The following is a 14,427-nucleotide window of genomic DNA, read 5'->3' as shown; positions in this document are numbered from 1 at the left end:
CCCAGGGTGCGGATCAGGTGCGGACCGTCAGGAGTCCCCGCCGGTCTCGCCCACCGGCGCCGCCGCGATGTCGTCGATCGCGTACTTCTTGGCGGCCTCGGCCGGCACCGACGACGGCACCACGCCGCGCCGGGCCAGCTGCCGCAGCGCCGCCACGGCCACCGACTCGGCGTCGACGTGGAAGTGCCGACGCAGCGCGTGCCGGGTGTCCGAGAGCCCGAACCCGTCGGTGCCGAGCGAGGTGTAGTCGCCGGGAATCCACCGCGAGATCAGGTCGGGAACGGCCCGCATCCAGTCGCTGACCGCCACCACCGGCCCGTCGGCGTCGGCCAGCTTGCGCTGGACGTACGGCACCCGCGGCTCGTCGCCCGGATGCAGGAGGTTGTACTCCTCGCACTCCACCGCGTCCCGGCGCAGCTCGGTCCAGGAGGTGACCGACCAGACGTCGGCCGCCACCCCCCAGTCCTGGGCCAGCAGGTGCTGCGCCTTCAGCGCCCACTGCACGCCGGTGCCCGAGGCGAGGATGTTCGCCCGGGGCGCGTCCGAACCGTCCTGCCCCTGCACCGAGGGGGCCGGCGAGTACCGGTAGATCCCCTTGAGCAGCCCCTCGACGTCCAGCTCGGCCGGCTCCGCCGGCTGCAGGATCGGCTCGTTGTAGACGGTCAGGTAGTAGAAGACGTTCTCCGGCTGCTCGCCGTACATCCGGTGCAGGCCGGACTCGAAGATGTGCGCGATCTCGAACGCGAACGCCGGGTCGTACGCCACCACGGCCGGGTTGGTCGCGGCGATCAGGTGCGAGTGCCCGTCCTCGTGTTGCAGCCCCTCGCCGTTCAGCGTGGTCCGCCCGGCGGTGGCGCCGAGCACGAAGCCCCGGGCCATCTGGTCGGCCGCCGCCCAGAACGCGTCACCGGTGCGCTGGAAGCCGAACATCGAGTAGAAGATGTACAGCGGGATCATCGGTTCGCCGTGCGTGGCGTACGACGAACCGGCGGCGGTGAACGAGGCCACCGAACCCGCCTCGTTGATCCCCTCGTGCAGGATCTGCCCGCTTGTCGCCTCCTTGTAGGACAGGAACAGCTCCCGGTCCACCGAGGTGTACTTCTGGCCGTGCGGCGAGTAGATCTTCTGGGTCGGGAAGAGCGAGTCCATCCCGAAGGTCCGGGCCTCGTCCGGGATGATCGGCACGAACCGCTTGCCGAACTCGCGGTCCTTCATCACGTCCTTGAGCAACCGGACGAACGCCATGGTGGTGGCGATCTTCTGCTTGCCGGAGCCCTTCTTGACGTCGGCGAAGCGCTCGCTGCCCGGCACCGGCAGCGGTGCCGGATCGGTACGCCGGCTCGGCAGGTAGCCGCCGAGCTGCTGGCGCCGCTCGCGCAGGTATTCCAGCTCCTCGGACTTCTCGCCCGGGTGGAAGTACGGCGGCAGGTAGGGGTTGCTCTCCAGCGCCGAGTCGGGGATGTCCAGGTAGAGCCGGTCCCGGAAGCTCTTCAGGTCGTCCAGGGTCAGCTTCTTCATCTGGTGCGTGGCGTTGCGGGCCTCGAAGCTCGACCCCAGCGTCCAACCCTTGATCGTCTTCGCCAGGATGACGGTCGGCTGGCCGGTGTGCTCCACCGCCGCCTTGTAGGCCGCGTAGAGCTTGCGGTAGTCGTGCCCGCCCCGCTTGAGGTTCCAGATCTCGTCGTCGCTGAGCCCCTCGACCATCTTGCGGGTCCGCGGGTCACGGCCGAAGAAGTGCTCCCGGACGTACGCCCCGGACTCCGCCTTGTAGGTCTGGTAGTCGCCGTCCGGCGTGGTGTTCATCAGGTTGACCAGCGCGCCGTCGGTGTCCGCCGCCAGCAGCGGGTCCCACTCCCGACCCCAGACGACCTTGATCACGTTCCAGCCGGCGCCCCGGAAGAACGCCTCCAGCTCCTGGATCACCTTGCCGTTGCCCCGCACCGGCCCGTCCAGCCGTTGCAGGTTGCAGTTGATCACGAAGGTGAGGTTGTCCAGCTCCTCGCGGGCCGCCGCGCCGATCGCGCCCAGCGACTCCACCTCGTCCATCTCGCCGTCACCGAGGAACGCCCAGACGTGCTGGTCGGAGGTGTCCTTGATGCCCCGGTGGTGCAGGTAGCGGTTGAACCGGGCCTGGTAGATCGCGTTGATCCCGCCCAGCCCCATGGACACGGTCGGGAACTCCCAGAAGTCCGACATCAGCCGCGGGTGCGGGTACGACGGCAGCCCGCCGCCGGGGTGCGACAACTCCTGCCGGAAGCCGTCGAGCTGGTGCTCGGTCAGCCGTCCCTCCAGGAACGCCCGCGCGTACATCCCGGGCGAGCCGTGGCCCTGGTAGAAGATCTGGTCGCCGCCGCCCGGGTGGTTCTTGCCCCGGAAGAAGTGGTTGAAGCCCACCTCGTAGAGCGACGCCGAGCTGGCGTAGGTGGAGATGTGCCCGCCGACGCCGATCTCCGGCCGCTGCGCCCGGTGCACGAGCATCGCGGCGTTCCACCGGATGTACGCCCGGATCCGGCGTTCGATGTGCTCGTCCCCCGGGAACCAGGGTTCCTGCTCCGGCGGGATGGTGTTGAGGTAGTCGGTGGTGGTCAGGGGCGGCACCCCGACCTGGCGCTCCCGCGCCCGCTCCAGCAGGCGCAGCATGACGTAGCGGGCGCGTTTGGCGCCGCGCTCGTCGATGACACCGTCGAGCGACTCGACCCACTCGCTGGTTTCTTCGGGGTCGATGTCCGGAAGCTGGCTCGGCAGGCCGTCGCTGATCACCGGGCGCTTGCGTTCCGTGGCCACAGGCGTTCCCTAGGTTGTGTGTGGGATAGGTCTCTAGCGCCATCCTGCCCCCTCATGCCTGGCTCCGTCACGTCTAGGCGGGGCAGAGGCGACGCTCGACACAGGTACCAGGGGGTAACTTTCCGGCAACACGGCGTTCGTCCGCCCGGGAAGGATCAAGATCGCTTCGGGGTCGGGGAGACTGGGCGGATGCAGAGTGAGGTGATCACCATCCGGACCGGGTCCCGGCCCGTGGTCCGGGACATCACCGGGGAGGCCGAGCAGTTCCTCTCCGGCCGGGGCGACGGGCTGCTGCACGTCTTCGTGCCGCACGCCACCGCCGGCCTGGCGATCATCGAGACCGGGGCCGGCTCCGACGACGACCTGCTGACCGCGCTCGACGAACTGCTGCCCACCGACGACCGCTGGCGGCACCGGCACGGTTCACCGGGGCACGGCCGGGACCACGTGCTGCCGGCCTTCCTGCCGCCGTACGCGACGCTGCCGGTGCTGGCCGGCCGGCTGGCGCTGGGCACCTGGCAGTCGATCTGCCTGGTCGACCCGAACGGCGACAACCCCACCCGGCAGGTCCGGTTCTCCTTCCTCCCCGGCTGACGACCGTGCTGCGGGTGCCGGCTGGCGCGGGATGGGTAGCCTCGCCCGATGACGACCACACCCCCGATCGAGGCGCCGATCGTCGCCGTCACGGTCTATCCGGACCGGGCCAGGATCACCCGCCGGGCCGACCTCCGGCGCCCGCCCGGCGAGCACCGGATCCGGCTCGGGCCGCTCCCGCTCGGCCTGCTCCGCGAGTCACTGCGGGTCGGCGGGCACGGGCCGGCGACCGTACTCGGGGTGGACGTGGTGACCGAGGTGCTGCCCCGGGCCACCGAGGGGACCGCCGCCGAGCTGGCGCAGCGGCGTCGGGAGATCGCCGCCGAACTCGCCGAGCTGGCCGACGCCGAAGCGGTCGAGGGGCAGCGCGCCGACTTCCTGGCCCTGCTCACCCAGCGGGCCGGCGCCAGTTACGCCCGTGCGCTGGCCGCCGGGGAGGCCACCCCGGGCGACGTGGCCGGGTTCACCGACTCGGTCGCCGAGCAGACCGCCGCCGGCCAGGCCCGGCGGCGTGAGCTGGTCCGCCGCCAGGAGGAGGCCCGGGAGCGGCTGGCCGCGGTGGAGCGGGAGATCGGCGCGCTGGCCGGTCGCCAGTCGCCGGACCGGCTGGCCGCCGAGGTGAGCCTGCGGATCGAACCGGCCGGCGGCGGGGACGGCGGCGGCGACCCGACCGGTCCGGAGCCGGCCGCCGAGGTCCAGCTGGAACTCTCGTACGTGGTGCAGGGCGCCGGCTGGACCTCCTCGTACGACCTGCGGCTGGTCGAGGAGACCCTGACGCTCACCTGGTTCGGGCTGGTCAGCCAGCGCACCGGGGAGGACTGGCCGGAGTGCGAGCTGCTGCTCTCCACCGCCCGCCCGGCCACCGGCACCGAACTGCCGGAGCTGGAACCGTGGTACCTGCACCAGGCGGAACCGGTGCTCCGGCCGGCGCAGGAGGCCGCCGGCCCGGTCCGGGCGCGGGTCGCCGGTGCACCGGTACCCGGTGGTGGGCCGGTCTCGGCGGCGGCCGGCAAGGCGCGCGGGGCCGGACCGCCACCGACGCCGGTGGCGCAGCCGACCGCCACCCTGACCCAGGGCGTGCAGGCCGCCACCTACCGCCCGGCCCGCCCGGTGGCGGTACCCGCCGACGGTGGCGCACACCGGGCCGTCGTCGCCGTACTGGAGCTGGCGGCCCGGCTCGACCACGTCACCGCGCCGGTGCGTACCCCCGGGGCGCACCTGCGGGCCACCGCCGTCAACGGCTCGGAGCACACCCTGCTGCCGGGACCGGCGTCGGTGTTCCACGGCGCCGACTTCGTCGGTGGCACGACGCTGCCGACCTGGGCGCCGGGCGAGGAGGTGGAGGTGGCGCTCGGGCTGGACGACCGGATCCGGGTGAAGCGGGAGCTGGTGCGGCGCAGCGACACCAGGGCGACCCTCGGCTCGACCCGGCGCCGCGAGGTCGAGTACCGGATCAGCCTGGTCAACCACACGCCCAGGCCGGCCCGGCTGACGGTGCGGGACCAGTTGCCGGTCTCGCGCGGCGACGGGATAACGGTCCGGGAGTTGCGCCTCGACCCGGCGCCGGACGAACGGGCCGCGCTCGGCGAGCTGGCCTGGCACGTCGAGCTGCCACCCGGCGACTCCCGGGAGATCGTTCTCGGGTTGCGGGTGGAACTGGCCAAGGGCGTCGAACTGCTCGGTTGGCGCGAGTAGGACTCGCTCGACGCGTGGCGGGCGGATGGACGGTCGCCGGCCGGCCCGGACCCGAACCGGGCCGGCCGGCGACCGTCCCGACCGTCCCGGCCGACCCGGCGGGACCACCGGGCCGGCCTGGCCGGCGGGCGGCGCTCAGGGCCGCAGGTTCTCCCGGGCCGCCGTCTCGGCCGCCTGGTCCACCAGCGACCGGGCGGCGGCGGTGGCCGGGTCGACCGGCCGGTCGTACGTCTGGTGCAGCCCCGGCACCCGGTCCGACACCACGAACGACGCCCGGGTGTACGCCGGTGCGCCGGGCGTGTTCACGTACGGCAGCACCTTGAAGTCGGCGGTCAGCTCCCGCGCGGTGAACCGGGTCAGTACGTAGCCGCGCTGGTTGTTGTGGAACCGCAGGTGCGGGTTGTGCGGGAAGTACGGGTGGCTGCCGGTCACCGAGTCGGCGCCGTTGCCACCCGAGGTGATCGACGAGCAGACCAGCTCGGTGCCGACCGTCCGCGACGTCGGGTCGTCGTAGTCGAGCTTGAGGTCGTCGGCCCAGTGCGCGTGCACGTCACCGGTCAGCACGACCGCGTTGCGGACCTTCGCCGCCACCCAGCCCCGGGTGATCCGGTCCCGGGAGGCGGCGTACCCGTCCCAGCTGTCCATCGAGGTGAACTTCGCCGGGCCGGCGTCGGTGTCCCGCTGGCCGAAGAAGACCTGCTGGCCGAGGACGTCCCAGCGGGCGTCGGAGCGGCGGAAGCCGTCGAGCAGCCAGCGCTCCTGCTCGGCACCGGTGATCGAGCGGGCCGGGTCGAGTGCGGCCGGGCAGTCCCTGGTGCCGTCGCCGCAGGCCTGGTCGTCCCGGTACTGCCGGGTGTCGAGCATGTGGAAGTTGACCAGCCGTCCCCAGCGGAGCCGACGGTAGAGCTGCATGTCGATGCCGTGCGGGATCGAGGTGCGGCGCAGCGGCATGTTCTCGTAGTACGCCTGGAACGCCGCCGCCCGGCGGGCCAGGAAGTCCGGCTGCGGGATCTCCGGCTTCTCGTGGACCTCGTCGGCCCAGTTGTTGTCCAGCTCGTGGTCGTCCCAGACCACGATCCAGGGCGCCACCTGGTGCGCGGCCCGCAGGTCCGGGTCGGACTTGTACTGTGCGTGCCGCTGCCGGTAGTTCGCCAGGGTGACCGTCTCCGGCCCCTCGTGGTCGCGCGGGTTGCCGCCCGGGGCCACGTAGCTGCCCCTGGTGTACTCGTACTGGTAGTCGCCGAGGTGCAGCACCAGGTCCGGCCGCTCCTCGGCGAGGCGGCGGTAGGCGGTGAAGTAGCCGTGCTCGAACTGTGAGCAGGAGGCGAAGGCCATCGTCAGGGCGCCGCCGAGCGCCCAGGGCGCCGGTGCGGTGCGGGTCCGGCCGACCGGCGAGGTGTGCCGCTCGGCGTGGAACCGGTAGAAGAACTCCCGTCCGGGCGGCAGGCCGTTCAGTTCGACGTGCACGGCGTGCCCGGACTGCGGGCGGGCCATCGCCGTACCCCGGCGTACCACATGTCGGAACCGCTCGTCGGCGGCGAGTTCCCAGCGGACCGGGACGGCCCGGTTCGGCATCCCGCCCAGACCGTCCTCGGCGAGCGGGCTGGGCGCGAGCCGGGTCCAGAGCACGAAGCCGTCGGCGTCCGGGTCGCCGGAGGCGACGCCGAGGGTGAAGGGGTCGGCGGCCAGCGGCCGGGCGGCGGCGGCCGCGGCTGGCAGGCCGGTCACCGCGCCGGCGGCCCCGACCGCGGCGCCGGTGAGCAGGAGGGTACGGCGGGACAGAACCATCGGCATCTCCCAAGATCCGGTGGACGGGCTGGGAGCAGCCTGGCGATCACGGGTTCATCGGGCTGATAGTCCCGACAACGACCTGTCGAACAGAAAGTGAAGGCTTGCCCGGTTCCGGCGTCCCTGCCCGCCGTGCCCGGGAGGGCTGGCCCGGCCCGCGCCGACCCGGAACCGGCTGGCGGGATCCTGCCCGCCCTGCCGGAGCGGCTGGTGACCCTGCCGGCGCCGACCGGGGCGGCTGGCGACGCGCCGCCCCCGGTCGTCGGGCTCAGACCGCGACGTCGCGGCGGCTGAACGCCCAGGTGCCGAGGATGACCAGCACAGCCGAGGTGCCGAGCAGCAGCAGCGCACCGCCGGCCTGCACCCCGTGCACCAGCGGCTGGCCGCCCAGATACCAGTGGAACGGGGAGAGTTCCGCCCCCCACTGCCAACCCTCGACCTGCGGCAGCACCGAGTTCGCCAGGTACGCCAGCACGGCCACCCCGGCGCTGACCCCGAGCGCGACGGCCCGGCGGCCGGTCGCCGCGCCGACGGCGTACGCCAGGGCGCCGAAGGTGGTGCCGAGCAGGGCGAGCTGGAGGTTGACCGCGGCGAGGTCGCCCGCACCCACCCCGTCGAACTCCGCCGGCCCGGACAGCGCCAGCATCGCCAGCCAGAGCAGCACGGCGATCACCGCCAGCCCGACCAGCAGCGCGGCGAACCGGTGCAGCGCGAGCCGGACCCGGCCGACCGGATGCGCGAGTACCAGGTCGAGGGTGCCGGCCTCCTCGTCGCCGGCCACCGTCCGGGTGCCGGTCGCGATGGCGAAGACGGTGACCAGCAGCGGCACCAGCAGGCCGTAGACGGCGCTGCCGAGATAGCCGGCGGCGCTGGTCAGGTCGCTGTAGTTGAACGCCTCCAGCAACCCCTCCGGGTACGCCGCCAGCGCCTCCTGCATCTGCGGTGCCTGCATGGTCGGCCAGAACGCCGCGTACATGGCGGCGACGGCGACGATCGCCACGGTCCAGCCGAGCAGTGGTCGTCGGGCGTCGACCAGGGCCTTGCCGAACGGGTTACGCGCCAGCATGCTCGACCTCCCCGGTCGCGTAGTAGTCGAAGAACAGCTCCTCCAGGTCGGGTTCCTCGGAGAGCAGGCTCAGCACCGTGTGCCGCCCGGCGGCCTTGACCAGCGCGTCGGCCCGGCCGTTCAGCCGGCAGCGCAGGGTGCCGTGCGCCAGGGTCGCGTCGGTGACCCCGGGCAGTCCGGCGAACTCGGCCAGCTCGACCGGGTCGGCGAACGAGATCTCCACCCGGCGGACGGCGCGCTCCCGCAGCTCCTCGACGTGCTCGACGGCGACCAGCCGGCCCTGCCGGACGATGCCGACCCGGTCGGCGGTCTGCTGCACCTCGCTCATCACGTGCGAGGACATGAACACGGTCTGCCCGGCGGCCCGGGCTTCGCGGACCAGGGCGACGAACTCCTGTTGCAGGAACGGGTCGAGCCCGCTTGTCGGCTCGTCCAGGACGAGGAGCTCGGGGGAGTGCATGAACGCCTGCACCACTCCGACCTTCTGCCGGTTGCCCCGGGACAGGCTGCGGATCCGCCGACCGAGGTCGAGGTCGAGCCGCGCGGCCAACTCCTCGATCCGGCCGCGCGGCACCCCACCGCGCAGGCTCGCCAGGTAGCCGAGGAGTTCCCGGCCGGTCGCCGGCCGTCGACCACGAAGTCGCCGGCCAGATAGCCGATCCGGCGACGCAGCGCCACCCCGTGTCGGCGCGGGTCCTGGCCGAGCACACTGATCCGGCCGCTGGTCGGGCGGATCAGGTCCAGCAGCAGCCGGATGGTGGTGGACTTGCCGGCGCCGTTCGGCCCGAGGAAGCCGTACACCTCGCCGACCTCGACCCGCAGGTCCAGGCCGGCCAGGCCACGACTGCGGCCGTACCGCTTGACGAGTTGCTCGGTGCTGATGGCCGGGTCAGGCATCGGCTGCTCCTTTCCGTTGATCGGCCCTGAACCGTTCGACAAGCGCGGGCAGCTCCCGCTCGACGTAGGCGTAGAAGTCGCGGGTGATCCGCACCCGGTCGGCCCGGGGGGCGTCCGGGCCGCCGGCCAGCTGCACGCCCCGGTCCATCAGCTCCCGGAACACCCGGAACCGGGTCGGCTCGACGACGGTGCGGATGATCGCGTCCGGGGCGACCTCGTAGGCGTGCCCGCGTCGGCCGGGGACCGGCACGCGCCGGACGAAGCCGCTGCGCTCCAGCAGCCGCATCCCGGTGCTCACCGATCCCTTCGACAGGTCGAGCGCGGCGGCCAGTTCTCCGCTGGTCTGCTGCGGCGGGTCGCAGATCAGCAGCCAGCCGAGCAGCTTGCCGTAGGCCGGGGTCAGGCCCATGCCGGCCAGCGCGACGGCTGCCTCCTCCGCGTAGTGCCGTTCCGGGGAGAGTTCGGCCACGGAATTACCACTCCTTGCTGTTCGAACGTTCAGGAAGTTCTGAACTTTGAGTGTACGCAGCTGTCCCGCGTACCGGAAGGGTCCTTCGGCCCGGTCGCTCCGCCCCACCGGCCGGCGGCCCTGCGGACCTGCGGAGCTCCGGCCGAGATGGGCGGTTGTGACGTGTCTGAGTGGTCACGGGTGGCCGGCGTCGGTAATGCTGTCGGACGTGACCACCCCCCAAGATCTCGACGAACGGTTCCGGGAGGCGGTCGGCGCCGTCGAGGTGTCGGCGACCGGGCGCACGGCCGCCGAGCCGGTCCGGGACGGCGGCACGCTCGACGGCCGGACGGCACTGGAACTCTTCGACGCCCAACTGGTCAGCCGGCATCTCGATCTGGCGGCCCGCTGGCTGCGCAGCTTCGGCGAGGGTTACTACACCATCGGCTCCTCCGGGCACGAGGGCAACGCCGCGGTGGCGCTGGCGGTCCGGCCGACCGACCCGGCCCTGCTGCACTACCGCTCCGGCGCCTTCTACTGCGCCCGGGTCGCCCAGGCCGACGCCGGGGACCCGGCTCCGCCGGCCGGCCGGGCCGACGGCGTGGCGCACCGGGTCGGGGTCGCCGAACGGGTGGCCGAGGTGATGCGCGGCCAGGACGCCAACGGAAGCTCCGGCGCGAACCCCGCCGACCCCCGGCCCGACGACGACGGATCCGACGCCGGGGCGCCGGAGGCGATCCTGGAGGCCGCCCGGGACGTGCTGCGCGGGGTGGTGGCCTCCGCCGACGAGCCGATCGCGGGCGGCCGGCACAAGGTCTTCGGCAACGCCGCCGTCGCCGTCGTGCCGACCACCTCCACCATCGCCTCGCACCTGCCCCGGGCGGTCGGGATCGGTTTCGCGATCGAACGGCTGCGCCGGCTCGGCGACGGGCGGGGGCGGTCCGGCGGCGGCCGTCGGGCGGCCGGTGGCGGCGCCGCCCGGCAGCGTGCCGAGGCCGAGCCGGCCTGGCCGGCCGACGCCATAGTGGTCTGCTCGTTCGGCGACGCCTCGGTCAACCACGCCACCGCCGTCGCCGCCTTCAACACCGCCGGCTGGTGCGACCACACCGGGCTGCGCATCCCGGTGCTCTTCGTGTGCGAGGACAACGGGCTCGGCATCAGCGTCCGCTCGCCGGACGGCTGGGTGACGCAGGCGCTGCGGGCCAGGCCCGGCATCCGGTACTTCTCGGCGGACGGCTGCGACCTGGTCGAGACGTACGACGTGGCGGTCGAGGCGGCCGCCTGGGTGCGCCGGCACCGGCGTCCGGCCGTACTGCACCTGTCGACGGTGCGGTTGATGGGGCACGCCGGTGCGGATGCCGAGATGGCGTACCGCAGTGCCGCCGAGATCGCCCGGGACGTGGCCCGGGACCCGCTGGTGGGCACCGCCCGGCTGCTCGCCGGGGCGGGCTTACTCACCCCGGAGGAGCTGATCGCCCGCTACGACGAGGTCGGCTGGCAGGTCCGCAAGGTCGCCGAGGAGGTGCTCGGCGAGCGCAAGCTGGACAGCGCCGCGGACATCGTGGCGCCGCTGGCGCCGAGGCGCCCGGTCCGGGTCGCCCGGGCGGTCACCGAGGCCGCCGGTCGGGCCGCCGGACCGGCCGCCGCCGCCCGGAACGCCGCCTTCGACGGCAAGCTGCCGGAGCAGGCCGGGCCGCTGACCCTGGCCCAGACCATAAACGCCGCGCTCGCCGACGGGCTGCTCGACTATCCCGGCATGACCGTCTTCGGCGAGGACGTGGCGGTCAAGGGCGGGGTGTACGGGGTCACCAAGGGCCTGCGGGACCGGTTCGGCGCCCCCCGGGTCTTCGACACGCTGCTGGACGAGACCTCGATCCTCGGGCTCGGTCTCGGCGCCGGGCTGAGCGGGATGCTGCCGGTGCCGGAGATCCAGTACCTCGCCTACCTGCACAACGCGGAGGACCAGCTCCGGGGCGAGGCGGCCACCATGCAGTACTTCTCCCGGGGCGCCTACCGCAACCCGATGGTGGTCCGGATCGCCGGGCTGGCGTACCAGGACGGGTTCGGCGGGCACTTCCACAACGACAACTCGCTCGCCGTACTCCGGGACGTGCCGGGGTTGGTGCTCGCGGTGCCGTCCCGGGCCGACGACGCCGCGCCGATGCTGCGCTCCTGCCTGGCCAGTGCGGCGGTGGACGGCAGCGTCTGCGTCTTCCTGGAGCCGATCGCGCTCTACCACACCCGCGATCTGCACACCGACGGCGACGGCGAGTGGCTCGCCCCCTACCTCGGGCCGGGCGGCTGGACGGCCAGCCACGTCCCGATCGGCCGGGGCCGGGTGTACGGCGTCGGCTCGGCCGAGGACGTCACGATCATCACGTTCGGTAATGGTGTTCGCATGTCGCTGCGGGCGGCGGCGAAGCTGGCCGAGGAGGATGTCGGTACCCGGGTGCTCGACCTGCGCTGGCTGGCGCCGCTGCCGGTGGCGGACATCATCCGGGAGGCCCAGGCCACCGGCCGGGTGCTGGTCGTGGACGAGACGCGCCGGTCGGGCGGGGTCGGCGAGGGGGTGGTCGCGGCGCTGGTGGATGCCGGATTTGTCGGATCTGCCCGTAGGGTAGCTTCTATCGACACCTTCGTCCCGTTGGGTCCGGCCGCCCGTAGCGTGCTGGTCTCCGAAGAGGCCATTACCCAGGGTGCCCGAACGCTGCTGGCACGGTAAATTCCCTTCGACTCGGTGTGCCACTTGCGCGCGGCGGGACAACTGTGTGGACTTTGCGTCATCGGCGTCACCCGGATGCCGCTGGCAGGGAGATGAGGAGGCACGTGACAGTGAGCGCGACCGCTGGTCAGGCCGCCGACGGCGTACGGAGCGTGGCGGACCGGTTCGGCATCGAGTCGGGGATGGTCGTCATGGAGATGGGGTACGACGACGACGTCGACCAGGATCTCCGGGACGCCCTGACCGATCGCTGCGGAGAGCTGGTGGACGAGGACACCGACGAGGTCGTGGACTCGGTGCTGCTCTGGTACCGCGACGGCGACGGTGACCTGTTCGAGATGCTCGTCGACGCCCTCGGCCCGCTGGCTGACAACGGCGTGGTGTGGCTGCTGACTCCCAAGGCCGGCCGGGACGGGCACGTCGAGCCGAGCGAGGTCAGCGAGACGGCGGTCACCGCCGGCCTCCAGCAGACCTCGACCGTCAACGCCGGCAAGGACTGGAGCGGAGCGCGACTGGTCCTGCGTCGGGGCGCCAAGGCGAAGAGGTAGCCGGGTCGGGGCCGGAGGAGCAGCCCGGACGCCGCAGCCGTACGGCCGAGCCGGCCGATCCCGCGTGGTCAGCCGGTCGATGCCCCACGAACAGGAAGGACCGCATGCCGATCGACGTCGGTGCCGAGGCGCCGGACTTCGTGCTCAAGGACCAGAACAACCAGCAGGTGCGCCTGTCCGACCTGCGGGGTCGGCGGGCGGTGCTGCTCGTCTTCTACCCGCTCGCGTTCACCGGCACCTGCCAGGGTGAACTCGCCGAGTTGCGGGACAACCTCCACGAATACCAGAACGACGACGTCCAGGTGCTCACCGTCAGCGTCGACTCGGTCTACGCGCACAAGGTCTGGGCCGACCGGGAGGGCTACCAGTTCCCGATGCTCGCCGACTTCTGGCCGCACGGCGCGGTGGCCCGGACGTACGGCGTCTTCAACGAGACCGCGGGCTTCGCCGACCGGGGCACGTTCGTGGTCGACAGGGCGGGTACGGTGCGCTTCGCCGAGTGCAACGGCCCCGGGGAGGCGCGTGACCAGGCCGGTTGGCGCAAGGCACTGGCGGCGGCGCTGGCCTGAACCCGACCCGGTGGGTGAACTGGGTGGAGCGGGTACCGGGGCGGCAGGTAAGCTTGCCGCCGCCGGTGGCCGTCGGGCACTCCGGGCGCGTAGCTCAGTGGGAGAGCACTCGCCTTACAAGCGAGGGGTCGCAGGTTCGAAACCTGCCGCGCCCACCCAACCCCTTCTTTCCGGGAAATGTCACCCGGGGTCAACGCCGTACTGCGCAACGTGGTCGACCGCTCCGCTTCCGGTGGACTTTCCCGCCCCGTCCGCCGGGCCGGCCCGACGCGGCGGGAAAACCGCAGGTCCGGTCCGTCGTCGGTGGTTCCGCCCGGCGGCGCCGAGGCTACCCGCCGGTATAAATTTCCTTTAAATATGCCCTAAGCTTCGCTCTGCCCGGCCTTCCGAGATTGACTCATAAGCGCGCGCCGCAATACCGTCCTGGCCGATAACTCCATTGCCACTCTGGCGCGGCTTTATGGGAGGTTGAGTAGGTGGCCACGGCCCGATCTGCGGTAAAGGGAATGCGCCGGACGGCTGGCCTGCTGGCCGGCCTGGTAGTCGGTCTGCTCGTGCTGCCGGGGGCGGCCAGCGCGGCGCCGGCCGGGCCGACCCAGCTCGGCGCGGCCGACATGACACTGCTCAGCGGGGTCCGGCTGGCCGGGCTCTGGGAGATGCCGGCCGGGCAGATGGCCGCCGAGAAGGGCGAGAGCCAGCGGGTCCGGGAGATCGGCGCCGAGATCGCCAAGCAGCACGTCGAACTGGACCAGCTCACCGTCGAGGCGGCGAACAAGCTCGGCGTCCAGCTGCCCACCGAGCCGACGGCCCAGCAGAAGGGCTGGCTCGACGAGATGACGAACGCCACCGGAGCCCGGTTCGACCGGATCTTCGTGGACCGGCTTCGGGCGGCACACGGGGCGATCTTCCCGGTCATCGGCGCGGTCCGGTCCGGCACCCGCAACGAGACAGTACGCACGCTCGCCGAGCAGGCCAACGGCTTCGTGCAGACCCACATGACCCTGCTGGAGAGCACCGGCCTGGTGCGGTACGCCGAGCTTCCCCCGGTGGCGGTGCCCGCCCCGCAGGACCAGTCGCTGGCCGCCAACGCCAAGGCGAACGCGGAGTTCGGCACCGGCCTGAACACGACGATCATCTGGGCCGTACTGCTCGGCGCGCTCGCCCTGGGCGGCGTCGCCACGGTCCGGGTCTTCCGCGGCAAGTAGCGGTAGGAGGCAGGCGGCGGCGGGAACGCACAGAGCCGGTCCGGGGGACGACCCGGGCCGGCTCGACGCGGGTCCACGGATGGCGTCCGTGCGCGGCGACGGGTGGGAAGG

At 72.7% G+C, this 14,427-nt stretch carries 10 protein-coding genes, 1 tRNA gene and 3 pseudogenes; 8 read left to right on the top strand and 6 right to left on the bottom strand.

The genetic code is table 11. From position 1 onward, the window contains the following. Positions 1-27: 27 nt before the first annotated feature. Positions 28-2,784, bottom strand: coding sequence for a pyruvate dehydrogenase (acetyl-transferring), homodimeric type (aceE, locus tag ACN28A_RS04175; RefSeq protein ID WP_421392484.1), 2,757 nt, complete (start codon positions 2,782-2,784; stop codon positions 28-30). A 189-nt stretch (positions 2,785-2,973) separates the two neighbouring features. On the opposite strand from aceE, the gene ACN28A_RS04170 reads away from it, so the two are divergent. Continuing rightward, positions 2,974-3,378 carry a YjbQ family protein gene (locus ACN28A_RS04170; protein ID WP_421392482.1) on the top strand — a complete coding sequence of 135 codons (405 nt, stop codon included), beginning with the start codon at positions 2,974-2,976 and terminating at the stop codon, positions 3,376-3,378. Between the two features lie 48 nt (positions 3,379-3,426). Then, positions 3,427-5,073, top strand: a complete 1,647-nt coding sequence (locus ACN28A_RS04165; protein ID WP_421392479.1) for a mucoidy inhibitor MuiA family protein — start codon at positions 3,427-3,429, stop codon at positions 5,071-5,073. Positions 5,074-5,208: 135 nt separating this feature from the next. Here ACN28A_RS04165 and ACN28A_RS04160 read toward each other — a convergent pair whose 3' ends face one another. From ACN28A_RS04160 to ACN28A_RS04140, 5 genes and pseudogenes are all read right to left on the bottom strand, one after another. Beyond that, positions 5,209-6,861 carry an alkaline phosphatase D family protein gene (locus tag ACN28A_RS04160; protein ID WP_421392477.1) on the bottom strand — a complete coding sequence of 551 codons (1,653 nt, stop codon included), beginning with the start codon at positions 6,859-6,861 and terminating at the stop codon, positions 5,209-5,211. A gap of 268 nt (positions 6,862-7,129) precedes the next feature. Continuing rightward, positions 7,130-7,927, bottom strand: coding sequence for an ABC transporter permease subunit (locus tag ACN28A_RS04155; protein ID WP_421392475.1), 798 nt, complete (start codon positions 7,925-7,927; stop codon positions 7,130-7,132). Further along, complete coding sequence (locus ACN28A_RS04150) at positions 7,914-8,501, bottom strand: ATP-binding cassette domain-containing protein (RefSeq protein WP_421392474.1); 588 nt, start codon at positions 8,499-8,501, stop codon at positions 7,914-7,916. Before ACN28A_RS04150 ends, ACN28A_RS04155 begins: the two co-directional genes overlap by 14 nt. Positions 8,502-8,617: 116 nt before the next feature. After that, positions 8,618-8,824 (bottom strand): annotated as a pseudogene (locus ACN28A_RS04145) (ATP-binding cassette domain-containing protein); the annotation flags it as partial. Further along, the gene (locus tag ACN28A_RS04140) at positions 8,817-9,233 is read right to left on the bottom strand and encodes a GbsR/MarR family transcriptional regulator (RefSeq protein WP_421404132.1); all 417 of its coding nucleotides are present in this window, start codon (positions 9,231-9,233) and stop codon (positions 8,817-8,819) included. The gene ACN28A_RS04140 and the pseudogene ACN28A_RS04145, both read right to left, overlap by 8 nt. A 256-nt stretch (positions 9,234-9,489) precedes the next feature. Here ACN28A_RS04140 and ACN28A_RS04135 point away from each other — a divergent pair. From ACN28A_RS04135 to ACN28A_RS04110, 6 genes and pseudogenes are all read left to right on the top strand, one after another. Then, positions 9,490-9,829, top strand: a pseudogene (locus ACN28A_RS04135) (MFS transporter); the annotation flags it as partial. 185 nt (positions 9,830-10,014) lie between these two features. Next, positions 10,015-11,994: pseudogene (locus tag ACN28A_RS04130) on the top strand (transketolase C-terminal domain-containing protein); the annotation flags it as partial. A 110-nt stretch (positions 11,995-12,104) separates the two neighbouring features. After that, a complete protein-coding gene (locus tag ACN28A_RS04125) occupies positions 12,105-12,542 on the top strand; it encodes a DUF3052 domain-containing protein (protein ID WP_421392472.1) in 438 nt (145 codons plus the stop codon). A gap of 104 nt (positions 12,543-12,646) precedes the next feature. Then, positions 12,647-13,111: a peroxiredoxin gene (locus ACN28A_RS04120; RefSeq protein WP_421392470.1), complete on the top strand. Its 465-nt coding sequence runs from the start codon at positions 12,647-12,649 to the stop codon at positions 13,109-13,111. Positions 13,112-13,194: 83 nt separating this feature from the next. Next, a tRNA-Val gene (locus tag ACN28A_RS04115) sits at positions 13,195-13,266 on the top strand. Between the two features lie 351 nt (positions 13,267-13,617). After that, the gene (locus ACN28A_RS04110; protein WP_421392468.1) at positions 13,618-14,316 is read left to right on the top strand and encodes a DUF4142 domain-containing protein; all 699 of its coding nucleotides are present in this window, start codon (positions 13,618-13,620) and stop codon (positions 14,314-14,316) included. The last annotated feature ends 111 nt before the right edge of the window (positions 14,317-14,427 follow it).

The sequence above is a fragment of the Plantactinospora sp. WMMB782 genome (assembly GCF_049179135.1).
Taxonomy (GTDB): Bacteria; Actinomycetota; Actinomycetes; order Mycobacteriales; family Micromonosporaceae; genus Plantactinospora.
The sequence above is the reverse complement of the archived record's forward strand: the minus strand, read 5'-3'. Positions and strand labels throughout refer to the sequence as shown.

What these genes read in the sequence shown, in the direction of transcription:
- ACN28A_RS04155 (WP_421392475.1), bottom strand. Translation starts at nt 7,927, where the DNA reads ATGCTGGCGCGTAACCCGTTCGGCAAGGCCCTGGTCGACGCCCGACGA.
- ACN28A_RS04165 (WP_421392479.1), top strand. Translation starts at nt 3,427, where the DNA reads ATGACGACCACACCCCCGATCGAGGCGCCGATCGTCGCCGTCACGGTC.
- ACN28A_RS04120 (WP_421392470.1), top strand. Translation starts at nt 12,647, where the DNA reads ATGCCGATCGACGTCGGTGCCGAGGCGCCGGACTTCGTGCTCAAGGAC.
- ACN28A_RS04160 (WP_421392477.1), bottom strand. Translation starts at nt 6,861, where the DNA reads ATGGTTCTGTCCCGCCGTACCCTCCTGCTCACCGGCGCCGCGGTCGGG.
- ACN28A_RS04140 (WP_421404132.1), bottom strand. Translation starts at nt 9,233, where the DNA reads ATGGGCCTGACCCCGGCCTACGGCAAGCTGCTCGGCTGGCTGCTGATC.
- ACN28A_RS04170 (WP_421392482.1), top strand. Translation starts at nt 2,974, where the DNA reads ATGCAGAGTGAGGTGATCACCATCCGGACCGGGTCCCGGCCCGTGGTC.
- ACN28A_RS04110 (WP_421392468.1), top strand. Translation starts at nt 13,618, where the DNA reads ATGCGCCGGACGGCTGGCCTGCTGGCCGGCCTGGTAGTCGGTCTGCTC.